General features: G+C 66.6%; 23 protein-coding genes. 11 read left to right on the top strand and 12 right to left on the bottom strand.

Annotated elements, in window-relative coordinates:
• Positions 1-263: 263 nt before the first annotated feature.
• Both AC1DE3_RS13285 and AC1DE3_RS13280 read right to left on the bottom strand, forming a co-directional pair.
• Positions 264-938, bottom strand: coding sequence for a Crp/Fnr family transcriptional regulator (locus AC1DE3_RS13285; protein ID WP_476796973.1), 675 nt, complete (start codon positions 936-938; stop codon positions 264-266).
• 170 nt (positions 939-1108) lie between these two features.
• Positions 1109-4666 (bottom strand): indolepyruvate ferredoxin oxidoreductase family protein, encoded by a 3558-nt coding sequence (locus AC1DE3_RS13280; protein WP_476796972.1) that lies wholly within the window; start codon positions 4664-4666, stop codon positions 1109-1111.
• A 315-nt stretch (positions 4667-4981) separates the two neighbouring features.
• Here AC1DE3_RS13280 and AC1DE3_RS13275 point away from each other — a divergent pair, with 315 nt between their 5' ends.
• Positions 4982-5626 (top strand): DUF1007 family protein, encoded by a 645-nt coding sequence (locus AC1DE3_RS13275; RefSeq protein WP_476796971.1) that lies wholly within the window; start codon positions 4982-4984, stop codon positions 5624-5626.
• Positions 5617-6639, top strand: coding sequence for a nickel/cobalt transporter (locus AC1DE3_RS13270; RefSeq protein WP_476796970.1), 1023 nt, complete (start codon positions 5617-5619; stop codon positions 6637-6639). Before AC1DE3_RS13275 ends, AC1DE3_RS13270 begins: the two co-directional genes overlap by 10 nt.
• A 107-nt stretch (positions 6640-6746) precedes the next feature.
• On the opposite strand, the gene AC1DE3_RS13265 is transcribed toward AC1DE3_RS13270, so the two are convergent.
• From AC1DE3_RS13265 to AC1DE3_RS13245, 5 genes are read right to left on the bottom strand one after another with little or no spacing between them, the layout of a single operon-like run.
• Positions 6747-7130, bottom strand: a complete 384-nt coding sequence (locus AC1DE3_RS13265; RefSeq protein ID WP_441511694.1) for a nitrile hydratase accessory protein — start codon at positions 7128-7130, stop codon at positions 6747-6749.
• Complete coding sequence (nthB, locus tag AC1DE3_RS13260) at positions 7117-7776, bottom strand: nitrile hydratase subunit beta (protein WP_476796969.1); 660 nt, start codon at positions 7774-7776, stop codon at positions 7117-7119. Before nthB ends, AC1DE3_RS13265 begins: the two co-directional genes overlap by 14 nt.
• Positions 7773-8399: a nitrile hydratase subunit alpha gene (gene nthA, locus AC1DE3_RS13255; RefSeq protein WP_441511696.1), complete on the bottom strand. Its 627-nt coding sequence runs from the start codon at positions 8397-8399 to the stop codon at positions 7773-7775. Before nthA ends, nthB begins: the two co-directional genes overlap by 4 nt.
• 12 nt (positions 8400-8411) lie before the next feature.
• Positions 8412-9608, bottom strand: coding sequence for an amidase (locus tag AC1DE3_RS13250; RefSeq protein WP_476796968.1), 1197 nt, complete (start codon positions 9606-9608; stop codon positions 8412-8414).
• Between the two features lie 3 nt (positions 9609-9611).
• On the bottom strand, positions 9612-11201 hold the full coding sequence (locus AC1DE3_RS13245; RefSeq protein WP_476796967.1) for a gamma-glutamyltransferase family protein: 1590 nt from the start codon (positions 11199-11201) through the stop codon (positions 9612-9614).
• A gap of 135 nt (positions 11202-11336) precedes the next feature.
• Here AC1DE3_RS13245 and AC1DE3_RS13240 point away from each other — a divergent pair, with 135 nt between their 5' ends.
• Positions 11337-11576, top strand: coding sequence for a hypothetical protein (locus AC1DE3_RS13240; RefSeq protein ID WP_441469324.1), 240 nt, complete (start codon positions 11337-11339; stop codon positions 11574-11576).
• A gap of 106 nt (positions 11577-11682) precedes the next feature.
• Here the strand turns inward: AC1DE3_RS13240 and AC1DE3_RS13235 are convergent, their stop codons facing one another.
• From AC1DE3_RS13235 to AC1DE3_RS13225, 3 genes are all read right to left on the bottom strand, one after another.
• A complete protein-coding gene (locus AC1DE3_RS13235) occupies positions 11683-12048 on the bottom strand; it encodes a DUF1850 domain-containing protein (RefSeq protein WP_476796966.1) in 366 nt (121 codons plus the stop codon).
• Positions 12045-14345: a TRAP transporter permease gene (locus tag AC1DE3_RS13230; RefSeq protein WP_476796965.1), complete on the bottom strand. Its 2301-nt coding sequence runs from the start codon at positions 14343-14345 to the stop codon at positions 12045-12047. The genes AC1DE3_RS13235 and AC1DE3_RS13230 overlap by 4 nt, the downstream gene beginning before the upstream one ends.
• A gap of 73 nt (positions 14346-14418) precedes the next feature.
• On the bottom strand, positions 14419-15387 hold the full coding sequence (locus tag AC1DE3_RS13225) for a TAXI family TRAP transporter solute-binding subunit (protein ID WP_441511701.1): 969 nt from the start codon (positions 15385-15387) through the stop codon (positions 14419-14421).
• 227 nt (positions 15388-15614) lie between these two features.
• Between AC1DE3_RS13225 and AC1DE3_RS13220 the strand changes: the two genes are divergently transcribed.
• Positions 15615-17249: an OpgD/OpgG family glucan biosynthesis protein gene (locus tag AC1DE3_RS13220; RefSeq protein ID WP_476779512.1), complete on the top strand. Its 1635-nt coding sequence runs from the start codon at positions 15615-15617 to the stop codon at positions 17247-17249.
• Here AC1DE3_RS13220 and AC1DE3_RS13215 read toward each other — a convergent pair.
• Positions 17228-18094 carry a hypothetical protein gene (locus tag AC1DE3_RS13215; protein ID WP_476779511.1) on the bottom strand — a complete coding sequence of 289 codons (867 nt, stop codon included), beginning with the start codon at positions 18092-18094 and terminating at the stop codon, positions 17228-17230. The two genes, AC1DE3_RS13220 and AC1DE3_RS13215, sit on opposite strands and share 22 nt — an antisense overlap.
• A 13-nt stretch (positions 18095-18107) precedes the next feature.
• Between AC1DE3_RS13215 and AC1DE3_RS13210 the strand changes: the two genes are divergently transcribed.
• The 7 genes from AC1DE3_RS13210 to AC1DE3_RS13180 all read left to right on the top strand — a co-directional run bounded on the left by AC1DE3_RS13210 (position 18108) and on the right by AC1DE3_RS13180 (position 23350).
• Positions 18108-18254 carry a hypothetical protein gene (locus tag AC1DE3_RS13210; protein WP_441511704.1) on the top strand — a complete coding sequence of 49 codons (147 nt, stop codon included), beginning with the start codon at positions 18108-18110 and terminating at the stop codon, positions 18252-18254.
• A gap of 13 nt (positions 18255-18267) precedes the next feature.
• Positions 18268-19002: a zinc ABC transporter ATP-binding protein AztA gene (gene aztA / locus AC1DE3_RS13205; protein ID WP_476779510.1), complete on the top strand. Its 735-nt coding sequence runs from the start codon at positions 18268-18270 to the stop codon at positions 19000-19002.
• A 186-nt stretch (positions 19003-19188) separates the two neighbouring features.
• Entirely contained in the window at positions 19189-20019 is an 831-nt protein-coding gene (locus AC1DE3_RS13200; RefSeq protein ID WP_441511867.1) for a metal ABC transporter permease, read from the top strand.
• 36 nt (positions 20020-20055) lie between these two features.
• Positions 20056-21015 (top strand): metal ABC transporter substrate-binding protein, encoded by a 960-nt coding sequence (locus AC1DE3_RS13195; RefSeq protein WP_441511706.1) that lies wholly within the window; start codon positions 20056-20058, stop codon positions 21013-21015.
• Between the two features lie 46 nt (positions 21016-21061).
• Complete coding sequence (locus AC1DE3_RS13190; RefSeq protein WP_441511707.1) at positions 21062-22024, top strand: CobW family GTP-binding protein; 963 nt, start codon at positions 21062-21064, stop codon at positions 22022-22024.
• 14 nt (positions 22025-22038) lie between these two features.
• Positions 22039-23046 carry a WD40 repeat domain-containing protein gene (locus tag AC1DE3_RS13185; protein ID WP_476779509.1) on the top strand — a complete coding sequence of 336 codons (1008 nt, stop codon included), beginning with the start codon at positions 22039-22041 and terminating at the stop codon, positions 23044-23046.
• Positions 23047-23053: 7 nt separating this feature from the next.
• A complete protein-coding gene (locus AC1DE3_RS13180; protein ID WP_476779508.1) occupies positions 23054-23350 on the top strand; it encodes a hypothetical protein in 297 nt (98 codons plus the stop codon).
• A gap of 81 nt (positions 23351-23431) precedes the next feature.
• Here AC1DE3_RS13180 and AC1DE3_RS13175 read toward each other — a convergent pair whose 3' ends face one another.
• Positions 23432-23578 carry a hypothetical protein gene (locus tag AC1DE3_RS13175; protein WP_476779507.1) on the bottom strand — a complete coding sequence of 49 codons (147 nt, stop codon included), beginning with the start codon at positions 23576-23578 and terminating at the stop codon, positions 23432-23434.
• Between the last annotated feature and the right edge of the window lie 220 nt (positions 23579-23798).

Below are 23798 nucleotides of genomic sequence, written 5' to 3'. Positions count from 1 at the left end.
TTGGACGCGGCGCGGCGTCCCCGGGCTTGCACGGCGATCGACACTCACTTTGACCGGCTGGAGGATTTGGAAGGGGTCGGCCCAATCGCCCCAGACTCGCCGGGCGATGTCCGATTGAGCGGCGGCGTATTCGGCCGCCTGGTCGTTGACCCGCTTCATGAACAGATCGAAGAAGCCAAACATCTCGAAACTTCCTTTCTCAGCACAGGGCTGTTCGGGAAAGGCAACGCGCGAGATGCGATTTGGTGCCCTTTCGAGAACCCTCAACCTTCGTAGCGGGCGAGCTTGTCGAGGTCGCGGATGGTAATGCTGCCATGGCCCAATTCGATCAGGCCGAGATCGGCGAGCTTGGCCAGGCCCTGATTGGCCATCTGGCGCGAGATGCCGGCGAGCATGCCGAGCTCCTCCTGCGAGACCGCCAGCGTGCGGCCGAGATCGGGATAGAGGATCGGGTTGAACAGCCAGGCGAGGTTGCGGGCGAGTCGCCCCGTGGAATCGAGCGTGCGCTCCGTCTCGGCGAGCGAGATGAACTGGGCGAGGCGCTCGTTGAACTGGTGGACGAGGAAGCGGTTGAAGGCTGCCGAATGCTCGAACAGCCAGAGAAAGGTCGACCGGCGCATCAAAGCGATCCGGGACTCACGCAGCGCCACCAATTCGTAGCGGCGCGGTTCGGCCTTGATCACAGTACCCTCGCCGAACCAGGCACCGGCGCGCAGGCCGGCAAGCGTGGCGGATTTGCCGGATTTGGAGGTGGTCGCCATCTTGACCAGCCCTTCGGCCACGCCGGTCCAGGATTCCAGCCGGTCCCCGACATGGCAGATCGAGGCGCCCTTGCCATAGCTCTTGAAGGAGATGCCGCGCCGCGCCTCGTCGAACTCGTCGTCCGACAGGTCATGGGACCATGAGGCGATGGCACGCAGTTCCTCGGGGCTGATCAAGGTGGCGGTGATCCGGGTTGGCGAGAGATAGGCTTCGGGCGGCGTGGCGTCATTCTCGGGCGAAGCGAAGCGTAGACCCGAGAATCTCCTTCAGGAAGAGGCTCCTGAGCCTTCCTATCACGAGATGCTCGGGTCAAGCCCGAGCATGACGAAGCGGGACTCGTGCCAGCTTATTCTGCGGCCTGCGGCAAGGCAGGGGCGGAGCCGCCCTCGCGCAACTGTGCCAGCAGCGTCGCCTCTTCCGCCTTCGCCGCCTTGAGATGCCGTTCCTTCACGTGTCCGAAGCCGCGGATTTTCTCCGGGATTGCGGCCAACGCCACGCCAAGCGCGTGGTTCTCGGGTGCGAGCTTGGGCAGCAGCTCGTTCAACAGCGCCTCGTAATCCGCAACAAGCCGGCGCTCGGTGCGACGTTCTTCCGTATAGCCAAAGAGGTCGAAGGCCGTACCGCGCAGGCGCCTGAACTTCGCCAGTACGGAAAAGGCCCCCATCATCCACGGGCCGAAGCTCATCTTGCGTGGCAGGCCCGTGTTGGGGTCGCGCCTCGCCAGCAAAGGTGGCGCGAGATGGAACTCATAGCGCAGCGGCTTGCCGTGATTTCCTCCTGCTTCAAAGGTCGCGGCGACCTGCTTGCGGAAGGCGCCGTCGCTGTAGAGCCGCGCGACTTCGTACTCGTCCTTAAAGGCCATCAGCTTGAAGAGGTTGCGGGCAACGGCTTCGCTCAGCGCGGTCTGGCCGGGTGTGACCGCCGCTTCCCGCGTCTGCACGCGGGCGACGAGATGGCGGTAGCGCGCCGCATAAGCCGCATTCTGATAGGCGGTAAGGAAGGCGACGCGGCGCTCGATGATCTCGTCGAGCGTCTGCGAAAGCTGGCGGGCCGGTGTCGCCGCCTTGCTCTGCGAGAGGAGCCCGGCCAGCGCCTGCGGATCATGCGCGGCGCGGCGGCCGAGTTCGAAGGCCTGCCGGTTCATGGCGACGGCTTCGCCGTTGAGTTCGATCGCCCGGAGCAGCGCTTCGCGGGAGAGCGGGACGGCGCCGAGCTGCCAGGCATGGCCGAGCATGAACATGTTGGCGGCGATGGCATTGCCGAGGAAGGCCACCGCAGCGGCGGTGGCGTCGAGGAAATGCGTCTGGTCGCGGCCGGCAGCCGACAGGATCGCGCGCTTCAGCCGCTCGGTCGGCAAAGAGAAATCGGCGTTTCGGGTGAAATCGCCGGGCAGGCTCTCGGCGGTGTTGACGATGACCGTGCCGCGCTCGGGGCGGATCGCGCCGAGCACCTTCTTCGAGCCGGTGACGGTGAGGTCGCAGCCGAGGACGAGGTCGGCCTGACCGGCGGCGACGCGGATGGCATGGATGTCGTCCGGATGCGGCGCGAGCTTGACGTGGCTGAAGACGGCGCCGCCCTTCTGGGCGAGGCCGGCCATGTCGATCATGCCGCAGCCCTTGCCTTCGAGATGAGCGGCCATGCCCAGGATCGCGCCGATGGTGACGACGCCGGTGCCGCCGACGCCGGTCACGATCACCGCGAAGCTGCGGTCGAGCGCCGGTACGACAGGCTCGGGCAGTTCGGACTCGCCGAGCGCCGAGGCGTCGAGCCTGAGCGGATCGGCCTTTTTCGGCTTGGCGCCATGGACCGTGACGAAGGACGGGCAAAAGCCCTTCACGCAGGAAAAGTCCTTGTTGCAGTTGGACTGGTCGATCTGACGCTTGCGGCCGAATTCGGTTTCGAGCGGCTGCACCGAGACGCAGTTCGACTGCACGCCGCAATCGCCGCAGCCCTCGCAGACCAGCTCGTTGACGATCACGCGCTTGTCCGGATCCGGGTAGGCGCCCCGCTTGCGACGGCGGCGCTTCTCGGTGGCGCAAGTCTGGTCGTAGAGCAGCAGCGAGACGCCGGAGACCGTGGCGAGTTCGCGCTGGACGGCGTCGAGTTCGTCGCGGTGGTGGAGCGTCGTGCCGGCCGGCCATTGCGTGCCCGGCGGATATTTGCCGGGGTCGTCGCTGACGACGGCGATGCGGGCGACGCCCTCGGCCGCGACCTGCCGCGCCATCTGGTCGGGCGAGAGATGGCCTTCCGCCTGCTGTCCGCCGGTCATGGCGACGGCGTCGTTATAGAGCAGCTTGTAGGTGAGGGTGACGCCGCTCGCGACCGCCCAGCGGATCGCGAGCGAACCGGAATGAGTGTAGGTGCCGTCTCCGAGATTCTGGAAGACATGGCCACGCTTCGAGAACGGCGCTTCGCCAACCCAGTTCGCGCCTTCGCCGCCCATCTGGGTGAAGCCCGCCGTGTCGCGGTCCATCCACTGCACCATGTAGTGGCAGCCGATCCCGGCATAGGCGCGCGAGCCCTCGGGCACCACGGTCGAGGAATTATGCGGGCAGCCCGAACAGAAATAGGGCGTGCGCTTCGCGATCTCCTGCGCCTCGGAGAGGCGGCCTTGCGCCTTGGCGATCTCTTCCAGCCGCACGCGCAGGGCGGGATCGTCGCGATATTGGAGCAGACGCCCGCCCAGTGCGATCGCGATATCGTTGGGGTCGAGCGCGCCATGGACCGGGAAGAGCCATTCGCCGTTTTCGTCCTTCTTGCCGATCACCATCGGCTGGTGCTTGGCGCCGTAAAGCTCCTCGCGGACCTGCACCTCGATCAGCGAGCGCTTCTCCTCGACCACCATGATCAGGTCGAGGCCCTTGGCGAAGGATTTCAGCTCGGCCGGGTCGATCGGCCAGGGGCAGGCGAGCTTGAACAGGCGGATGCCGAGATCATTGGCGCGGACCTCGTCGATGCCGAGATCGGCCAGCGCCTGCTGCACGTCGAGATAGGACTTGCCGACGGTGGCGATGCCGATGCGTGGTTTCTTCCCGCCATGGGTGACGATGCGGTTCAGCTTGTTGGCGCGCAGATAGGCCAGCATCGCATCGCGCTTGTAGAGATGCATCCGGCGCTCCTGCTCGACGAAATCGAGCTCACGGCGGATGGCGAGGCCGCCGGGCGGCGGAACATAGTCAGTTGGCGTGACAATCTCGACGCGATCGAGGGCGCCGTCGATCGAGGCGGTCGATTCGATGTTGTCCTTCACGCATTTGATGCCGACCCAGACCGAGGCGAAGCGCGAGAGCGCGATGCCGTGCAGGCCGTAATCGATGATCTCCTGCACCCCGGCCGGGTTGAGGATCGGCATCATCCGGTCGACCAGGACGAATTCGGTCTGGTGGGCGTTGGTAGAGGACTCTGCCGTGTGGTCGTCGCCCATGAGGCAGATGACGCCGCCCTTGGGGTCGGTGCCGGCCATGTTGCCGTGGCGGAAGACGTCGCCAGAGCGGTCGACGCCCGGCCCCTTACCGTACCAGAGCGCGAAGACGCCATCATGCTTGCCTTCGCCGCTCAGGCCGGCCTGTTGCGTGCCCCAGATCGCGGTGGCGGCGAGGTCTTCGTTCAGGCCGGGCTGGAAGACGATATTTGCCGCGTTGAGGGGTTTCGCCGCGCGCATCAATTGCTGGTCGAGCCCGCCGAGCGGGGAGCCGCGATAGCCGGAGACGAAGCCGGCCGTGTCGAGCCCGGCCTGCCGGTCGCGCTCGCGCTGCATCAGCAGCATGCGGGCGACCGCCTGCGTGCCGGTGAGGAAGACCTCACGCTTGTCGAGATCGTATTTGTCGTCGAGCGCGACGCTGCGCAGTCCGATCTGGCGCAGCGCTGCCGCCTCGGTGCCGGATTTACGCGGTATCTCGGCCATGCTCGGCCTCCCGGATCGTCGTTCCCGCCGACGGGCCGGTAGTCCCGGCCTCATGCTTCGCCGTCTTTGCGGCAAATATGTCAGTGATGCTGACATATCGACCGGAGGCGGTCAATTGATCTGGTATCATTCCAGTTTTCGCGGCGGGGTCCAATGGGCTTGTGGGAGCAGCCGCTGCACGTCCCTGGGGAAGCGCCGCGATTTGGCCCTGTTTGGCGGGGATGGCTGTTGCGGTTGTCGCACGCCCGTCACGGCTGTTGACGATCGCTTAACCATGATCCACCCAGCGTGCCGGGACTGTGGAGGTTTTCGCCTGTGACGTGCCGAGCCCGTCTGACAGCCCTGTCCGGGTTCCTGCTGGCCGCCCTCGTGGCGGGCGAGGCGGCTGCGCATCCGCATGTCTTCGTCAATGCGAAGGCCGAAATCGTCTTCGCGCCCGATGGCTCGGTCCAAGCGATCCGGCATCACTGGAGCTTCGACGAGGCTTACTCCGCCTACATCACCCAGGGGCTCGACAAGAATGGCGACGGCAAGCTGAGCTCGGACGAGCTCGCAGACCTCGCCAAGATCAATGTCGAATCGCTGCCCGATGTCGAGTTCTTCACCGCAGCCAAGCTCAATGGCCGCAAGCAGGAATTCGGCACGCCGGGCGAGCAGGTCATGTCCTTCGACAACAAGGTGCTGACGCTGGTCTTCACCTTGCCGCTGAAGACTCCGGCGAAGGCGCGCTCCTTCGGTATCGAGATCGGCGACCCCACTTACTTCGTCGCCTTCGACATCGTCGATGCGCCGGATGCGGTCGTCACCAAGGGCGCGCCGCAAGGTTGCGTCGTGCGGGTCAACCGCCCGCCCAAGCTCGACGATGCCACGCAGAAGCGCCTCGCCGAGGCCGACATCACCGCGACACCGGATGTCGGCGGGCTCGAAGTCACGACACGGGCGCTGGTCGCATGTCCCTGACGCCGGCGGATACCGCGCGCCCCGCGGGTGCGGCGCTCTCGCGGCGGCTTCTGGCATGCGCGCTGGCGCTGCTCCTCGTCGCGGGGGTGGTTACGCTGCTCGCCATGCTGATCGCGAGCGTAAGCCCGCCGCCCCCGCCACCACCGCGCAACCCGTTCGGCACGGCTCTGCCGCGTGAAGCGCTGCCGTCCACGACCGGATTCGGCGCATTGCTGATCGCCTGGCAATCGAGCTTCTACCGCGAGCTGACGGCGGCGCTGAAGGCGATCGCGACTGCGCCGGGCGCGCTCTGGGGGCTGCTTGGGCTTTCCTTCGGATATGGCGTCTTCCATGCGGCCGGGCCGGGACATGGCAAGGCGGTGATCTCCGGTTACATCGTCGCCGACAACCGCAGCCTGAAGCGGGGCCTGGGCCTGAGCTTTGCCGCCGCGATCCTGCAGGCACTGGTCGCCATCGCGATCGTGACGGTGGCGACGCTGCTGCTGCGGGTCACTGCGACGCAGATGAATGCCGCGACCACCGTGATCGAGCAAGGTAGCTTCCTCCTGGTGGCGCTGGTCGGGCTCTTGATGCTCTGGCGCAAGTCTGGAGCCTTGATCGCACTTGAGGCAGGCGCGGCACATGATCCAGCGGCTTGCGACCATGTCCATATGCCGGATGCCGATCAGGTGTCGCGGCTCAGCGGCTGGCGGGACATGGCCGGCGTCGTGCTGGCGGCGGGCTTGCGCCCCTGCGCGGGGGCGCTGATCATCCTCGTCTTCGCAGCCTCGCAGGGACTGTTCTGGGCCGGCGCGGCAGCGAGTTTCGCCATGGCGCTGGGCACCGCAATCACGACCGGAGCACTCGCGGCCTGCGCGGTCTTCTTCAAATTCGCGGCACTGAAATTCGCTGGCGGCGGCAGCCTGCGTTCGGCCCGGCTGCTTGCTGGGCTCGAACTTCTCGCCGCCGCCTTCGTCGCCGTGCTGGGCACGGCGCTTTTCACCGGGCTCTGGCTCGGCGGGATGGGGAGCTGAGGGGTTAGCGTCATTCTCGGGCGGAGCGAAGCGCAGACCCGAGAATCTTGTGACCAGAGGACACTGGTTTCCGAGATACTCGGGTCAAGCCCGAGCATGACGGCGAACTAACGCAGCGGGTCATTCTCCAGCAGGATCGGCTTTCCGTGCGGCGTCGCCTCGGCGGCGCGGGCCCAGGCGGCGGCGAGCGCGTCGACGCCGTCATGGGAGGTCAGGCCCTTCTCGATCAATAAATGCTCCAGCGCCTCGCACCAGCGCTCGTAATAATCCGAGCCGTCGCGGCAACCGCCGGCCGCCAGCGCTTCGCGGATTTCCGCGCCGAGCGCCTGCGCCCATTCATCCGCCGTGAAGACGCCCCTGTTCTGGAGGGCCACGACGAGGGCAAAGGCTTGGGCCTGCCAGGGTTCGGCGAAGACCGGGCCTTCGGCATCGCGGGGGATCGGGGTGGCGGCGGCGAGAGCCGCCGCCAGATCGGTCTCAGGCCGGCTCAAGATAGCTCTCCCAGGCCTCGATGCTGACGGTGGAGGTCGGGTCGGCGTCGCGGCCCCAGAGCTCCGGACCGGTGAACACTACTGTGTAGAGCCACTGCGCCGTCTCGGGCAGGCCCTGCGAGCCGGTATCGGGGAAGACGTGGCAGCCGACGATGCGTTCGATCGCGCCTTCCTTGCCGCGGGCATAGCGCGGCAGGCGGGTATGGTGCTGCGGATGCATCACGATGGTGCGGACCTTGTCGCCCACGGCGAAGCGCGCCGGCGCTGCGGCCTCGCGCTCATAGGGGAAGCCGCGGCGCAGGACGCCGGCGACCTCCTCGCCCTTGAGCACGCGCTTGGGCTCGCGGCGTTCGGGTGCCGGCTTGCCGCTGGCGAGCTCGTCGGCGCTCACGAAGCGGTGCTTGACCAGCACCTTGTCGAGCGCGGCGAGCCAGATCTCGTAATAGGTCGAGGAAAGATATTGTGCGGGTGGCAGGCTTTCGCGGGCGTGGCGGATCTCGTCGATTGTCCAGGCGCCCATCGCGCCGGCCGCGACATTGATGGCGAGCACGCGCTTTTCCCAGTCGCCATGGAAGACCGGCTCGTTCGGCTCGGGAACGACCGGGCCGAAGGCCATCTGGCCGCCGAGATCATGGGCGCTGTTCATGCGGCGTCCTCCACCTTCGGCAGACCGGTGCCGATCATCGAATCGCGCGTGACGATGCCGGCGAGCTTTTCCTCGCTCCAGCCCTCGGTTCCGGCGGGGCGCATGGGGATGACGATGAAGCGGGTCTCGGCCGTCGAATCCCAGACGCGGATGCGCTGGCCCTCTGGCAGCGTCACGCCGAAATCGGCGATCGTGCCGCGCGGGTCGATCACGGCCTTGGCGCGGTAGGGCGGGGATTTGTACCAGACTGGCGGCAGCCCCAGCACTGGCCACGGATAGCAGGAGCAGAGCGTGCAGACGATGAGGTTGTGCTGCTCGGGCGTGTTGAAGCAGGCGACGATATGCTCGCCGCCGCGCCCGCCATAGCCGAGTTCGGCCGCTGCCGCCGTGCCGTCCGCCTTCAGGCGCTCGGCGAAGGCCGGGTCGGTCCAGGCCTTGGCGACGATGCGGGCGCCGTCGCGAGGGCCGATCTTGGTTTCGTAGGTGTCGATGATGGCGTCGAGCGCGGCCGGGTCGACATAGCCCTTCTCGACCATCAGCGTTTCCAGCGCCTTCACCCGCGCTTCGATGGCGGTGAAGTGGTTGTCGTGGTGGTCGTGATCGTGGTGGTGATGTCCGCCCATGGCGAAATCCTCTCAGGCGATCCGGATGCGTGCGGCGCGTTCGTAGCGTACCGCGAAGGCGACGAGCGAGCGATCGGAACCTTTCGGGCCGATCAGGGACAGGCCGAGCGGCGCGCCCTCGCGCTGCGCCACCGGAATCGTGACCTGCGGGAAGCCCGACAGGCCGGAGAGGCAGAGCAGCCGCAGTGCACGGTTGCGGAAATCCTCCAGCTCCGCCTCTTTCGCCGCGATCAACGGGGCGATGTCGGGCATGGTCGGCAGGATCAGCACGCCGTCCCGGGCGAGAAGGCGCGTAAGCCTGGCGCGGAAGGTTTTGCGGGTCGCTTCGCCACGCGCATATTCGGCGTCGGTCACCGCTTTCGAGAAGATGAAGCGCTCCTTCACGCCCGGCCCCAGCGGCGGGGCGAAGCGCTCGATCATGGCGCCGTCCGACAACCAGGCTTCGCGGCCCTGGATCCAGCGGAAGGCCCAGTAGAGCGCGTCGAGATCACGGACGAGCTTGACGCCTTCGGGCTGGCCAAGCTCGGGAATCGTGCGCTGCACGACATTGCGCAAGATCGTCTCGGCCTCGGGGATGGCCTGGGCGAACATGTCGTCGGCGATGATGAGGCGCGGGGTTTCCGGCAGCTCGGTCCGATCCAGATCGAACAGCGTGTTGGAGACACGGGCGAAGACCTCGCCGTCGCGGGCCAACCAGCCGGGCGTGTCGAGGCTCTCCGCCAGCGGCCAAACCCGCTTCAGCGAAAGCCGGCCATAGGTCGGGCGGATGCCGAAGAGGCCGCCATAGCTCGCGGGCGCCCGAACCGACCCGCCGGTGTCTGAGCCCAGGGCGATATCGACGAGGCGCCCGGCCACCGCCGCCATGGAGCCGCAGGAGGAGCCGCCGGTGATCCGCTCCGGCGCTGCCGGATTGATCGGCGAGCCGAAATGCGCGTTCTGGCCGTTGAGAGAGAAGGCGAGTTCGTCGGTATGGGTCTTGCCGACGAAGCGCGCGCCGGCCTGAAGCAGGTCCTTCACGATCGGCGCCGTCTTCGTCTTGATGCCGGACTGCGCCAGCACCAGCGGCGAACCCGCCCCCGTCGGATAGCCCTTGACGTCGAAGAGGTCCTTCACCGCGAGCGTCAGCCCGGCAAGGGGCCCTGCGACGGCATGCTTCACCGGCGCATCGGGATAGGGAACGAAGCAGCGAAACGGATCGTCAAAGGTCATGCGTCAGATCCCCCTTGCATCGCCGTCCGAACGCGGGTCGTGCACTGCCTCGACATGGCCCTTGGCGTGCTTCACCAGCATGCCGGCATGGCCGAAGCCCTCGGAATAGGCCAGGCCGCTCTCCTCGACGGGATGGCCGGCGGCATCGAGCCGTTCCAGCAACGAGGAATCGAAGCGGCTCTCGAATTTGAGACTGGTCGAGCCGGCGCCCCAGGTCTTGCCGAAGAGCCAGCGCGGCGCATCGACCGCCGTGGCGAGGTTCTGGCCGGCGCGGTAGCGGGTCAGGATCTGCGCCTGGAACTGGGGCTGGCCGTCGCCGCCCATCGAGCCATAGGGCAGGATGCGCCCGTCGTCGAAGCGGGCGAAGGCCGGGTTCAGCGTGTGGAAGGGCTTGCGGCCGGGCCTCAGCGGGTTGGCGGCATTCCTGTCGAGCGAGAACGAGACGCCGCGGTTCTGCCAGTGGATGCCGGTCATCGGCAGCACGCAGCCGGAGCCGTATTCCCAGTAGATCGACTGGATATAGGAGACGGCGAGGCCCTTACCGTCGATGGCGCCCATCCAGATCGTGTCGCCGTCGCCATTGCGCAGCGGCAGCTTCGCCGCCCGCTTCCTGTCGACGGCTGCCGTCTCGCGCATGAGCGCGGCATCGGTCAGGAAGTCGGCGGGCGGATGATCGAGCTCGGCCGGGTCGGTGACGTAGCGGTCGCGGATGGCGAAGGCGCGTTTCGTCGCCTCGATCAGACCGTGATGATGCTCGAAGCTGTCGAGCTTGGTGGCGCCGAGCCGCTCGAAGATGCCGAGGATCATCAGCGAGGCCAGCCCCTGCGTCGGTGGCGGCAGGTTCGAAACGGTGAGGCCGGGCAGCTTCAGCGTCAGAGGCGCGACGCTCCGCGCGCGATAGCGTTCGAGATCGGCGCGGGTGACGGGCGCGCCGATGCGTTCGAGGTCGGCGGCGATCTCGCGGCCGACATCGCCGCGATAGAAATCGTCGAGCCCGGCATCGGCGAGCTGTTGCAGGGCGGCGCCGAGCGCTTCCGGCCTGCGGCGGGCGCCGGGCTTGGGAGGGGCGCCGTCTCCCCAGAAATTGGAAACGAAGCCAGGCGCGGCCTTCAGGGCTTCCAGCTCGTTGGGCTTGTTGCCGAGCTCGGACTCCGAAACCGCGTAGCCCTCGCGGCAATGGCTGACAGCGTCGGCCAGCAATTCGCGGAGCGGAAGGCGCCCGCCGAGCGAGCGCGAGAGATCGAGCGCAAGCTGCCAGCCGCCGACGGCGCCCGCAACGGTGAGCGCCGCTTCCGGCCCGCGCGAGGGAATGGCGTCGTAGCCCTTGCCGCGGTAGCGTTCGATCGTGGCGAGAGAGCCGGCCGGGCCGCAGGCCTCGATACCGTGCAGGCGGCCGCCCGGCTCATGAACCAGCCAGAAGCCGTCGCCGCCGATCGCGTTCATATGCGGGTAGACTACCGCGATCGTCGCGGCCATGGCGACCATGGCCTCGATGGCGTTGCCGCCCTCGGCGAGAATGGCCCGCCCCGCTTCGGAGGCGAGGCGGTGAGGCGCTGCCACGGCGGCGGAGGCGAAGACAGGCGTATCCAGCATCAGGGCTTTTCAAGCTCCGGAATCATGCCCATCTGGGGGTGGCGGGCGCGAATTTGTTGCATGGGGCGGCAAGCTCCGCTAGGTGCCTAGGGCGCATGGCGGCGTGAGGCGGCCTGCGCGTGAAGGAAGGACAGCATGGCCGGACGGCATATGAACTGGCGCAACCTGATCATGGTCTCCTCGTTCGGGATCCTGATCGCCGTCGAGCTCTTCGGCGTGGCGCTGGCGGCCGGCTGGGCGCTGGCTGGCCTGTTCGATCTCGGCGCCATCTTCGAATACATCATGATGGCGATCTTCTCGGTCTTCGCGGCCTACGGTCTGCTCAACCTGATGCGGCGGATGCTCAAGATCGAGCACCTGACCGAGGTCGACTGAGACGGCGTCATGCTCGGGATTGGCCCGAGCATCTCGGAAACCAGAGCCTTCCCGTCCTGATGTTCTCGGGTCTTCGCTCTGCTGCGCCCGAGAATAACGGTGCCGTTCACTCACAAATCTTCAGCGTGACCGGGTCGGCCTCGGCCGGCATGTAGTCTCCCATGGAACGGCACCGACCGGCGCTGCAGAGGCGCCAGTCGGCGGTCGCGCCCGAACGGCGCATCACCACCTCCTTCTGTGGCGGCAGAGCCGGGCGCCAGCGCCAGAAGCCGTCGATCAGCTTCGCGCCGTCGGGCGGGTCCATGCCGGCCCCCGAGCCTTCGATGCGGGCCTCGATGATTTCGAGCCCGGCGGGCGTTTCCCGCCAGACCTCCTCCCACAGCGTCTTCTGCACCGAATGGCGCCAGCCCAGTGTGATCTCGTCGCGGCCGAGCACGACGACGAGCGCGCCGGCCGCGAGGCACAGGCTCATGCGATGGCAGGTGCGCCGCGTGCGCGCCATAGATGCTGGCCGATCATCAATGCCGCGAGCGCAAAGCCGACCTCGTCGGTGACCGGCAGGGCCAGAACGAGGGATAAGGCGGCCGCGGCGGACAGCAGCCGCTCCCACAGCACCAGATCGCGTTTCATGAAGCCGATCGTGGCCGCGCCCCATAGGAAGATGGCGAGCAGCGCCTTGCCGATGATGTAGGTAGCCGCGCCCGTATAGGCGAAGCCGCTCAGGCCCTGCACCGGCTGCAACATCAGGGCGGGGTCGTAGACGGCCATGAACGGGATCACGAAGCCGGCCATTGCGATCTTGATAGCCTGGAAGCCGATCTTGAAGCCGGACTCCTTGGCGATCGGTGCCGCCGCGAAGGCGGCTAGCGCGACCGGCGGCGTCAGATCCGCCATGATCCCGAAATAGAAGACGAACATGTGGCTGACGATCAGCGGCACGCCGAGCTTGAGCAGGATCGGCGCGGCGAGCGAGGAGGTGATGATGTAGTTCGGAATCGTCGGGATGCCCATGCCGAGGATCAAGCTGACGACCATCGTCAGGATCAGCGCGAGGAACAGCGAATCCCGTCCGACAGCGACCACCGCATTGCCGAAGATCGTGCCCACACCGGTGAGGGTCATCGTGCCGATGACGATGCCGACGATCGCGCAGGCGACGCCGACGGGGATCGCCTGACGCGCGCCATCGGCCAGCGCCTCGCGGCAGGCTGCGACCGTCTCCGCGCCGCCCTTGCTGAAGAGGTTCGCAAGGATGAGACCGACGACCATCGCGACGATGACGAGGATGCCGTACCAGAAGAACAGCCCGCAGAGCAGGCCAAGCCCGACCCAGAACAGCACGCGCACGGCGACCGGCCCGATGCCCAGCGCAAACGAGCCGCCGAGGATGAGGACGACGGTGAGCGCAAGGCCGACCGAACCCGAGAAGAGCGGCGTGTAGCCTGCGAAGAGCAGGTAGACGAGCACTGCGAGCGGCAGGATCAGATACCATTTCTCGGTCAGGGCCTTGCCTGCGCTCGGCAAGGCCGAGCGGGGCATGCCGATGAGCCCCCGCTTGCCGGCTTCGAGATGCACGGCGAGGAAGGCCGCGGCGTAGTAGAGGATGGCGGGGACGATGGCGGCCTGGACCACGGCGGCATAGGGCACGTCGATGGTCTCGGCCATGATGAAGGCGACGGCGCCCATCACGGGCGGCATGATCTGGCCGCCCATCGAGGCCGTCGCCTCGACGCCGCCGGCGAAGGCGGCGCGATAGCCGAAGCGCTTCATCAGGGGAATCGTGAACTGGCCGGTCGAGACGACGTTGGCGACGCCGGACCCCGAAATCGTGCCCATCAGCGCCGAAGAGAAGACCGCGACCTTGGCCGGGCCGCCGCGGGCGCTGCCGAACAGGCCCATCGCGACGTCGGTGAAGAGCTGGATCATGCCCGCCCGCTCCAGGAACGATCCGAACAGGATGAACAGGAAGATGAAGGTCGCCGAGACGCCGGTCGGCGTCGCGTAGATGCCCTCGGTGCCGAACGACATATGCTCGATCACCTGCTCCAGCGAGTAGCCGCGGTGGTTCAGCGGCGAGGGCAGGTAGTTGCCGAGCAGGCAATAGGCGAGGAACAGGCCGGCGACGATCGGGAGGGCCGGGCCCATGAAACGCCAGCAGATCAGGAAGAGGACGGCGATCGCAGCGATGCCTACAACGAGATCGGCCTGCGTGACCTCGCCGGCGCGGGCGACCAGGTCCTCGTAGAAGAACCAGTGATAGAGGCCGATGCCGAAGCCGGCGATGGCCAGCGCCCAGCCAATCGCTGCGCTCATGCGCGAATGACTCTTGTGCTGGGCAAGCAGGCCGCCAGCCACCAGGCAGAGCATCCCGACATGAAGGGTGCGCAGGATCTGATTGGGCACCGAACCGCCGAACCGCGCGAGCAGTTCGACGACGACCGCCATCGGAATCCAGGCCAGCAGCATCTCAGCCCAGGCCCTGCCGCGTGCGGCCTGGGCCAGGATCGCGACGAGCCAGAGAACGATGGTGGCGCGCAGCAGATCAATGATGTCGACGCCTGCAAAGCGATGATCGAGCGGGACGTTGAAGGCGGTTGCGATCTGGAAGAGCGAGAACGCTACCGCGATCCAAAACAGCAGGCGTCCGGGCCAGCCCGGGCCGAAGCCGGGCGGCAGGCCGTGCTCGGGATCGACGATCGGCTGCTGCGTCTCGACAGGGACGCCGCCGGTATCCGGCACGACCAGGGGCTTATGCTTGTCTTCGCTCATGCGCTGGGTCCACCCGCCAGACAAAAGGGCGAGGCCCCGAGGCCCCGCCCGCGACTACGGCTTTTCAGGCGGCTCAGGAGCCGACCTTCAGGCCCTTTTCCTTGAAGTACCTTGCGGCGCCCGGATGCAGCGGGATCGGCATGCCTTCCAGCGCGGTTTCCAGCTTGATCGCTTTGCCGGCCGCATGAGCGGCGGCGAGGTCGCCCAGATTCTCGTACATCGCCTTGGTCATCTGGTAGACGAGGTCTTCCTTCACGCCCTCATGCGTCACAAGGTAGTTGACGACCGCCGCGGTCTGAACCGGCGCGCTCTGGCCGGTATAGGTATTGGCCGGGATGGTCGCCTTGATGAAGGGAGAACCCGCCTTGTCGACCGTCGCGGCCGGCACCTCCACGACTGTGATCTCGACGGAGGTCGCGAGGTCGCGCAGCGAAGCGACGCCGAGCCCGGCCGATTGCAGGGTGGCGTCGAGCTGGCGGTTCTTCATCAGCTCGACCGACTCGGCGAAGGGCAGGTACTCGATCTTGCCGAGATCCTTGTAGGTGATGCCGGCGGCGGCGAGGATGGCGCGGGCATTGAGCTCGGTGCCGGACTTCGGCGCGCCGACCGAGAGGCGCTTGCCCTTGAGGTCGGCCAGCGTCTTGATGCCGCTATCCTTCGAGGCAACGATCTGGACGTAGTTCGGATAGATCGCGGTAACGCCGCGCAGCTTCTTCAGCGGTGCCTTGAAGCCGGCTTCTTCCTCGCCCTTCCAGGCGGCATCGAGCGAATCGCCGAGGGTGAAGGCTATCTCGCCCTTGCCCTGCTGCAGCAGCACGAGATTCTCGACCGAGGCCTTCGTCGCTTGAACGGTCGGCCGGGTGCCGGGCACTTTCTCGCCGTAGATTTTCGAGAGCGCGACGCCCATCGGATAATAGACGCCGGAGGTGCCGCCGGTCAGGATGTTGACGAATTCCTCGGCGCGAGCGGCCGCGGGAGCCGCAGCTATGAGGACGGCGGCGGCGAAGCCGGCCAGACGATTGTTGCGGAACAGTGCTTTCATGACATCTCCCTGAACGTCGCTTCGGCTCATCCGGCCGATTGATCGCGTTTTTAGAGCACGGTGCCGACGAAAGGGAAAGCTCAACCGGGTCTGCCGCGTTCCGTCTTTAGCCCAAGCCCACGGACTGGTTTCGCCATGATCGGCTGCCTATCTCTGGGGTTGCACTGGCGCCCGCCCTCCTGGGGACGGCGGCCGGGGCATCCGAGCAACGAGCTGACAGGAACGACATGTACGACCGTGCCGAGCAGGGTAGCAGCCAGGGGCTTCGCCTCGACCGACGGACTCTTCTCGCAGGTGCGGGTGCCACGGCGACACTGGCGGCGTTGGGGTTCACGCCAGAGGCGCTGGCTCAGCAAGGGCTCAAACTTGGAGAGGCCGAGGATTTCACCTTCGAGGCATTGAAGGTGCGGGCGAAGCAGATGGCCGCGCAGGCTTATCAGCCGCCGCCGAGCCCGCGGCCGGATGTGCTGCAGCGGATCGATTACGACGCGCACGGCAAGATCAGGTTCAAGCCGGAGATGGCGCTGTGGGCGAACGGACCGTCGCCCTGGCCGGTGACCTTCTTCCATCTCGGCCGCTATTTCCAGAAGCCGGTGCGGATGCATGTCGTCGAGGCTGGCCGAGCGCGCGAGATCATCTACGACGAGAGCTATTTCGAAATGCCGGCCGACTCGCCGGCGCGCGGGCTGCCGACCGGGGCCGGTTTCGCCGGCTTCCGCTTCCAGGAGAGCCGCAGTGGCCAACCCGGCCCCAAGGGCGAGACGCTCGACTGGAAGAAAAACGACTGGGTCGCCTTCCTCGGCGCATCCTATTTCCGTGCCATCGGCGAGCTCTACCAGTACGGCCTCTCGGCGCGTGGCCTCGCCATCGACCCGGCAGTCGCCGGCCGGTCGGAGGAATTCCCCGACTTTACCCATATCTGGCTGGAGACGCCGAAGGACGGCGCCGAATATGTCACGGTCTATGCGCTGCTCTCGGGGCCGAGCGTGGCGGGCGCCTATCGCTTCCGCATGCATCGCGGCAAGGGCGTCACCATGGAGATCGAAACCTCAATCCATCTGCGCAAGGACGTCGAGCGGCTCGGCATCGCACCGCTGACCTCGATGTTCTGGTATTCCGAGACGTTGAAGCCGACGGCGATCGATTGGCGCCCGGAGGTCCATGATTCCGACGGGCTTGCGCTGTGGACGGGCCCGGGCGAGCGCGCCTGGCGGCCGCTCAACAATCCGCCGCGCACCATCGCCTCGGCCTTCGTCGACAACAATCCGCGCGGCTTCGGGCTGATGCAGCGCGATCGCGAAGCCGAGCATTATCTCGACGGCGTATTCTACGAGCGCCGCCCGAGCCTCTGGGTCGAGACGGAAGGCGAGTGGGGCAGGGGCTCCGTCCAGCTGATCGAGATCCCGACCGATGACGAAATCCACGACAACATCGTCGCGATGTGGGTGCCGGAGGCCTCGGCTAGAGCAGGCAGTTCGTACAACTACCGCTACACGCTGCACTGGCTCGCCGACGAACCGTTTCCGACGACGCTCGGCCGGGTTGTCGCGACACGGCTGGGAAATGGCGGCCAGCCCGGAACAGCGCGCCCCAAGGGCGTGCGCAAGTTCATGGTCGAGTTCCTCGGCTCGGCGCTGGAGACGATCCCCTTCGGGGTGAAGCCGGAGGTGGTGCTTTCGGCCTCGCGCGGCAGCTTCTCCTACATCTTCGCCGAGGCGATGCCTGACGATGTCCCCGGCCACTGGCGCGCCCAGTTCGATCTTGCCGTGGGGGGGAGCGAGCCGGTCGAGTTGCGCTGCTATCTCAAGGCCGGCGATACGGTGCTGACCGAGACTTGGCTCTACCAGTATCTCCCGTTCTGAGGAACGGTACCATCCAGCAGGCTATAGACATGCGCCCCGGCGATCGCGATGCCGACAACGACCACCTGGCTCGCCACACCCGCGAAGGTGAGCGGATAAATGTAGGCGTCGCCATCGGCGACATCCATGCCGCCTGTCATGGCGATCATGATCCCGACTATGCCCGCCATCGTCGCGGCTCCCGGCAAGACGACGACCGCCAGGAGCCGCCATGTCAGGCCGCCCGTTCTCGCGATGGATTGAGCGAGCCCTAGATCCTGCCTTCCGAGCGCGAGGGCGCTGAACGCCAGCGTCGTCCTCAGTAGCAGCCAACTCAACACTATCGCGAAAACCAACTTCGCAACCATGATGACGGGAGATGCCGGGACGCTGCTTGAAATCACCAACATGATCGAGAGCGCCACGATATTATAAGCGCCATATCGCAAGCTCGCGACTGAAGGCGCGCCGATCCGGAAATCCACAGCCCTCCCGGAGACGACCTCCCGTATTGCGAGGAGGCAAAGGGGCAGCCATAGGATCGCCGACAAAACGTTCAGCAGCCACGACGCCCCGAAATTCTGGAGCGATGGCGCGTCCTGCCCGGCCAAATCCACCAGCACGAGCCGATAGTTGATCGGGATCGCACATATGGTTGCAACCAGAACCATCAAGGGATGGCGCAGCGGAAAGCGCAAGAGATCACGCAAGGTCGCGCCCGCGACCAAAAGCACTGGCAACGTCATGATAAGCCCCCCGGCCCGATGAGAACAAATAAAGTACAAAATTTTGCCCAGTGCAAGCGCCTTTGCCGTGATTTCGTGGAGGCCATGCCGGCTGCCATTGCTTTGCGCGTAATGTAACATTATACCAGTGCGCATGCCGTCGCAGAACCATGATCACTCCCATGCCGTGGCGATCGGGCCCGGTTTTTCGCTGCTGCGGATGTCCGCGCCGGCGCGGCTGGGGCTTGCCGGGTTCGTCGTCGCCTTGCTGTGGCTGGCGACGCTGGCCGTGATCCTTTGATCGAGTAGCGTTGATGTCCGCCATTCGCCTGACCGACCTGACGCTGGGCTATGACCGCCATCCCGCGGTGCATCACCTCTCCGGCGAGATCGAGGCCGGGAGCCTGACCGCCATCGTCGGGCCGAACGGGGCCGGCAAATCCACCTTGCTCAAGGGCATCGCAGGCGCACTCGCGCCGCTGTCCGGCGGCGTTGCGCTCGCCAAAGGCAAGAGGCTCGCCTATCTCCCGCAATCGGCCGATCTCGACCGCTCCTTCCCGATCCATGTCTACGACCTCGTCGCCATGGGGCTGTGGAACCGGGCGGGCATCTTCGGCCGCATCGGGGCAGGTGCTGCGCACAAGGTCGAGCATGCCATCGCGGCTGTGGGCCTGACCGGCTTCGAGCGCCGGCCGATCGGCACGCTGTCCGGCGGGCAGATGCAGCGGGCGCTGTTCGCGCGCCTTCTGCTGCAGGACGCCGAAATCATCCTGCTTGACGAGCCCTTCACCGCCATCGATGCGCGTACCACTGCCGATCTGCTGGAACTGGTGCAGCGCTGGCATGGCGAGAGCCGCACGGTCGTCGCCGTGCTGCACGATATCGAAACGGTGCGGCAAGCCTTTCCGCGGACGCTGCTGCTGGCGCGCGAGGTCGTCGCCTGGGGCGAGACCGGCGCGGTGCTGACGCCAGAGAACCTGTTGAAGGCGCGGCGCATGGTCGAGGCCTTCGACAGCCACGCCGCACCCTGCCAGCGCGACGCGGCGTAAATGATCAAGCCCTCACCCTGAGGAACAGTCTTCGGGCTGCGTCTCGAACGATGCTTCAGTGCGGGCTGAAACATCCTTCGAGACGCCGCTTCGCGGCTCCTCCGGACGAGTGCTGAGGAAACAGACGGAACAGGCGCGCCCGTGCTCTACGATCTCCTCATCGGCCCCTTTGCCGAGTTCGACTTCATGCGCCGCGCGCTCGTCGGCGTGACGGCGCTGTCTGTCTCCGGCGCGCCGATCGGCGTCTTCCTGATGCTCCGGCGCATGAGCCTGACCGGCGATGCCATGGCCCATGCGATCCTGCCCGGAGCGGCGCTGGGCTACCTCGTCGCCGGCTTCTCGCTGCCGGCAATGACGATCGGCGGGCTCGCGGCCGGCTTTGCGGTGGCTCTCGCCGCTGGCGCTGTGGCGCGCGCGACGGTGTTGAAGGAGGACGCCTCGCTCGCCGCCTTCTACCTGATCTCGCTGGCGCTCGGGGTCACCATCGTCTCCCTGCGCGGCTCGGCGATCGACCTGCTGCACGTCCTCTTCGGCAATGTGCTCGCGCTCGACGACGGCGTGCTGATCCTGCTCGCCGGTGTCGCGACCGTTTCGCTCACGGCGCTGGCGGCGCTCTACCGGCCGCTGGTGCTGGAATGCGTCGATCCCGGCTTCCTGCGCTCGGTCAGCCGCTCCGGCGGATTCGTGCACCTGACCTTCCTCGCCCTCGTCGTGCTCAACCTCGTCGCCGGCTTCAATGCGCTCGGCACGCTGCTCGCCGTCGGCATGATGATGCTGCCGGCCGCGGCCGCCCGCTTCTGGACGGCCGACATCACCCGGTTGCTGCTGCTGGCGACCGGATTCGGCATCGTCGCGGGCTATGCCGGGCTGGTGGTGTCCTATGCGGCGGGCTCGAGCCTGCCGGCCGGGCCGGCGATCATCCTGGCCGCCGGCGTGCTCTATCTGCTCTCGCTCCTGCTGGGGTCGCAGGGCGGTCTTGCGCGGCGCGCCTTGATCCGGCCACATCTCGAACGCTAGAAACGTTATATCGTTTCAATTCGAGCGGAGACTTTCATGCCCAGCCGTCGCAGCCTTGCCGCCTATCTGTTCGCGGGGCTCGCCCTCGCCACGCTGCCCGCCGCCGCTTTCGCGCAGGAGAACGCGCAGGGCACGAAGCTGCCGGTGGTGGCGAGCTTCTCGGTGCTGGCCGATTTCGTGAAGCAGGTCGGCGGCGAGCGGGTCAGCGTGACCTCGCTCGTCGGGCCGAATGGCGACGCCCATGTTTATTCGCCGACCCCGGCGGATGCGAAGGCCATCGCGGCGGCGAAACTCGTCTTCATCAACGGCCTGCATCTCGAAGGCTGGCTGCCGCGGCTGATCAAGTCGTCCGGCACGAAGGCCCCGCTCGTCACCGCTACAAAGGGCATCAAGCCGATCGAGGCGGCCGAGGAAGGGCACGAGGCCCGAGGATCCGGCAAAGGCGGGCACGACCACGGCCATGACGATCCGCATGCCTGGCAGAGCATCGCCAATGCCCGCGTCTATGTCGCCAATATCCGCGATGCGCTCGGCGCCGCCGACCCGGCCGGCAAGGCGAGCTATGACGCCAATGCCACGGCCTATCTCGCCAGGCTCGACGTGGTCGAGGGCGAGGTCAAGGCAGCGGTCGCGCGCATCCCGGCCGATCGGCGCCGGGCGATCACCACCCACGACGCCTTCGGCTACTTCATCAAGGCCTATGGCATCGCCTTCATCGCCCCCCAGGGCGTCTCGACCGAATCCGAGGCCTCGGCCAAGGATGTCGCCAGCATCATCCGCCAGGTGAAGGCGCAGAAGGTGCCGGCGGTGTTCCTGGAGAACATCAGCAATCCCCGCCTTATCGAGCAGATCGCCCGGGAGAGCGGCGCGAAGATCGGCGGCACGCTCTACTCCGATGCGCTTTCCGACGCCTCGGGCCCGGCGGGGACTTACATCGACATGATGAAGCACAATATAAGCGAGATCGAGAAGGCGCTCGCCGCCGGCCCGGCCTGACCGGGCGGTGCCGTCCCCAGCGTCCCACAGCCATTCAGGTCAGACCATGTCCGAAAAAATCCCCGTCACGGTGCTCACCGGCTATCTGGGTGCCGGCAAGACCACGCTCCTCAACCGCATCCTGACCGAGGACCACGGCAAGAAATTTGCCGTCATCGTCAACGAGTTTGGCGAGGCCGGCATCGATGGCGACCTCATCGTCGGCGCCGACGAGGAAATCTTCGAGATGAACAATGGTTGCATCTGCTGCACTGTGCGCGGCGACCTGATCCGCATCCTCGACGGGCTGATGAAGCGCAAGGGCAAGTTCGACGCGATCATCGTCGAGACCACCGGTCTCGCCGATCCCGCGCCGGTCGCGCAGACCTTCTTCGTCGATCAGGATGTCGGCGACGCCACCCGTCTCGACGCGGTGGTGACCGTGACCGACGCGAAGTGGCTGAAGGACCGGCTCAAGGACGCGCCGGAGGCGAAGAACCAGATCGCCTTCGCCGACGTCATCATCCTCAACAAGACCGATCTGGTGACGCCGGAGGAGCTCGCTGAGGTCGAGGCGGCGATCCGCGCCATCAACCCCTATGCCAAGCTGCACAAGGCCGAGCGCGCCAATGTCGATATTGCTGCTCTGCTCGACCGCAACGCCTTCGACCTCGACCGCATCCTCGACATCGAGCCGGACTTCCTCGAGGCCGGCCACCATCACCATCATGCCGAGGATGTCCGCTCGATCTCGCTGACCATTCCGGGCGAGGTCGATCCCGAGAAGTTCATGCCGTGGATCAACGACCTCACCCAGATCCAGGGACCGAACATCCTGCGCTCAAAGGGCATCCTCGCCTTCAAGAACGAGCCGCGCCGCTTCGTCTTCCAGGGCGTGCACATGATCCTGGACGGCGATCTGCAGCGTGACTGGAAGGATGGCGAGAAGCGCGAGAGCCGCCTCGTCTTCATCGGGCGCGGTCTCAACGAGAACGAATTGCGCAGGGGGTTTGAAGCCTGCGCGGCCTGAGTTAAAGCCGCGTCATGACGACGATGACCCAACCCGTCTCGCTGCGCGAGCATGTCACCCCGATTGATGCGGAGGCGCATGTCGTCGCCGCCCGCTGGCTGAAACAGGGGCTCGCGCTCGCGCTTGCCGACGGGCGCGTGCTGCGTTGGCGCGACGGCGCGACCGACATGGTCGAGGCCCATGCGGGGGGCATCCTCTGCGCGACCGGCGACGGCGAAAGGCTGATCTCGGGCGGCGATGACGGGCGCGTCGTCGCGACCCGGATCGAGGGCGAGCCGGAGGAGCTGGCGAAAGACCCCAAGCGCCGCTGGATCGACGCGATCACGCTTTCAGCCTCGGGCAATCTCGCCTGGAACACCGGCAAGACCGTGCATGCCCGCGACGAGAAGGGCCGCATCCGCACGTTGGAAGCGGCGAGCACGCCGCAGGGGCTGGTCTTTGCGCCGAAGGGCTACCGCCTGGCCATCGCCCAGATGAACGGCGTCTCGCTCTGGTATCCCAACACCGAGGCGAAACCCGAGTTCCTTGAGTGGAAGGGCTCGCATCTCGACCTCGCATGGTCGCCGGATGGGCGTTTCGTCGTCAGCTCCATGCAGGAGAATGCGCTGCATGGCTGGAAGCTCGGCGACAAGCCCGGCCATATGAGGATGACCGGCTATCCGGCCAAGCCCCGTTCGCTGTCATGGTCGCATGACGGGCTCTGGCTGGCGTCCAGCGGGGCGGACGGCGCGATCGTCTGGCCGTTCCAGGGCGATGGGCCGCAGGGCAAGGCGCCGCGCGAATGCGGCGTGCGCCGCGCCCGCGTCACCCGCGTCGCGTTCCATCCGGGCGCTCTGGTGCTGGCGATCGGCTATGACGATGGTTGCATCCTGCTGGTCCGACTGACCGACGGTTCCGAATTGCTGGCGCGGCCCGCGGAGCGCGACAGCGGCATCAGCGCTTTCGCCTGGGACAAGGCCGGCAAGCGGCTCGCCTTCGGCGCCGAGGACGGTGCCGCCGGCGTGCTCGTTCTGCCGAGCTGAGAACCGCATGCGCTTCGGGCTTTTCGGCAAGAGCGAGGCCCGCAAGGGCGGCGACGCGAAAGCCCAAGCGAAGGCTGCGGCCGAGCGATTGAAGGCGCAGGTCACGGAACTGCTCGGCCTGCCCGAGACCACGGCGATTGCCGTCAACGAAATTCTCTGCGCCGATCCGGCATGTCCGGGCACCGAGACGGTGATCCTGGTGATGGAGCCCGGCAAGAAGACCCGCGCCTACAAGCTGGCGATGGCGATGGGTGAAGTGACGGCGGAGGCGTTGGTCGAGGTGTTCCGAGATGCTCGGGCGTGACCCCGGCAACTTGGGAACCAGTGTCCTTTCGTCATGAGATTCTCGGGTCAAGCCCGAGAATGACGGGCTCGCCTTCCACGCTCAGGGCTTGAGGCCATCCGGCAGGGCCGGCGCGTCGGCGCGGAGCACGATGCCGACGCGGCGGTTACAGGGCAGGTAGGGGTTGTCCTCGATCAGCGGCTCGGTGCCGCCCTTGCCGGGGACCGAGAAGAAGCGCTCGTTCGGCACGCCGGCATTGGCGAGGATTTCGCGGACCGCATTGGCGCGGGTGATCGAGAGACCCCAGAGATCGCCTTACGGCGCGGTGCCCGGACGCGGCGTCGCGCTGTGGCCGGAGATGGCGATCTCGTTCGGCATCCGAGACCTGGATTAACGATAATGATCAGCTCTCGAAGGAGCCGTTAAGCTTGACCGCTTGCCCGCCGCGCCCATTCGGCTAAAGCTCGGA

It is taken from the genome of Allobosea sp. 10L417 (genome assembly GCF_056395485.1).
This window is presented reverse-complemented; position numbering and strand designations above follow the sequence as displayed.

What these genes read in the sequence shown, in the direction of transcription:
- AC1DE3_RS13280 (WP_476796972.1), bottom strand. Translation starts at nt 4,666, where the DNA reads ATGGCCGAGATACCGCGTAAATCCGGCACCGAGGCGGCAGCGCTGCGC.
- AC1DE3_RS13270 (WP_476796970.1), top strand. Translation starts at nt 5,617, where the DNA reads ATGTCCCTGACGCCGGCGGATACCGCGCGCCCCGCGGGTGCGGCGCTC.
- nthB (WP_476796969.1), bottom strand. Translation starts at nt 7,776, where the DNA reads ATGAACAGCGCCCATGATCTCGGCGGCCAGATGGCCTTCGGCCCGGTC.
- nthA (WP_441511696.1), bottom strand. Translation starts at nt 8,399, where the DNA reads ATGGGCGGACATCACCACCACGATCACGACCACCACGACAACCACTTC.
- AC1DE3_RS13250 (WP_476796968.1), bottom strand. Translation starts at nt 9,608, where the DNA reads ATGACCTTTGACGATCCGTTTCGCTGCTTCGTTCCCTATCCCGATGCG.
- AC1DE3_RS13245 (WP_476796967.1), bottom strand. Translation starts at nt 11,201, where the DNA reads ATGCTGGATACGCCTGTCTTCGCCTCCGCCGCCGTGGCAGCGCCTCAC.
- AC1DE3_RS13240 (WP_441469324.1), top strand. Translation starts at nt 11,337, where the DNA reads ATGGCCGGACGGCATATGAACTGGCGCAACCTGATCATGGTCTCCTCG.
- AC1DE3_RS13235 (WP_476796966.1), bottom strand. Translation starts at nt 12,048, where the DNA reads ATGAGCCTGTGCCTCGCGGCCGGCGCGCTCGTCGTCGTGCTCGGCCGC.
- AC1DE3_RS13230 (WP_476796965.1), bottom strand. Translation starts at nt 14,345, where the DNA reads ATGAGCGAAGACAAGCATAAGCCCCTGGTCGTGCCGGATACCGGCGGC.
- AC1DE3_RS13225 (WP_441511701.1), bottom strand. Translation starts at nt 15,387, where the DNA reads ATGAAAGCACTGTTCCGCAACAATCGTCTGGCCGGCTTCGCCGCCGCC.
- AC1DE3_RS13220 (WP_476779512.1), top strand. Translation starts at nt 15,615, where the DNA reads ATGTACGACCGTGCCGAGCAGGGTAGCAGCCAGGGGCTTCGCCTCGAC.
- AC1DE3_RS13215 (WP_476779511.1), bottom strand. Translation starts at nt 18,094, where the DNA reads ATGTTACATTACGCGCAAAGCAATGGCAGCCGGCATGGCCTCCACGAA.
- AC1DE3_RS13210 (WP_441511704.1), top strand. Translation starts at nt 18,108, where the DNA reads ATGCCGTCGCAGAACCATGATCACTCCCATGCCGTGGCGATCGGGCCC.
- aztA (WP_476779510.1), top strand. Translation starts at nt 18,268, where the DNA reads ATGTCCGCCATTCGCCTGACCGACCTGACGCTGGGCTATGACCGCCAT.
- AC1DE3_RS13200 (WP_441511867.1), top strand. Translation starts at nt 19,189, where the DNA reads ATGCGCCGCGCGCTCGTCGGCGTGACGGCGCTGTCTGTCTCCGGCGCG.
- AC1DE3_RS13195 (WP_441511706.1), top strand. Translation starts at nt 20,056, where the DNA reads ATGCCCAGCCGTCGCAGCCTTGCCGCCTATCTGTTCGCGGGGCTCGCC.
- AC1DE3_RS13190 (WP_441511707.1), top strand. Translation starts at nt 21,062, where the DNA reads ATGTCCGAAAAAATCCCCGTCACGGTGCTCACCGGCTATCTGGGTGCC.
- AC1DE3_RS13185 (WP_476779509.1), top strand. Translation starts at nt 22,039, where the DNA reads ATGACGACGATGACCCAACCCGTCTCGCTGCGCGAGCATGTCACCCCG.
- AC1DE3_RS13180 (WP_476779508.1), top strand. Translation starts at nt 23,054, where the DNA reads ATGCGCTTCGGGCTTTTCGGCAAGAGCGAGGCCCGCAAGGGCGGCGAC.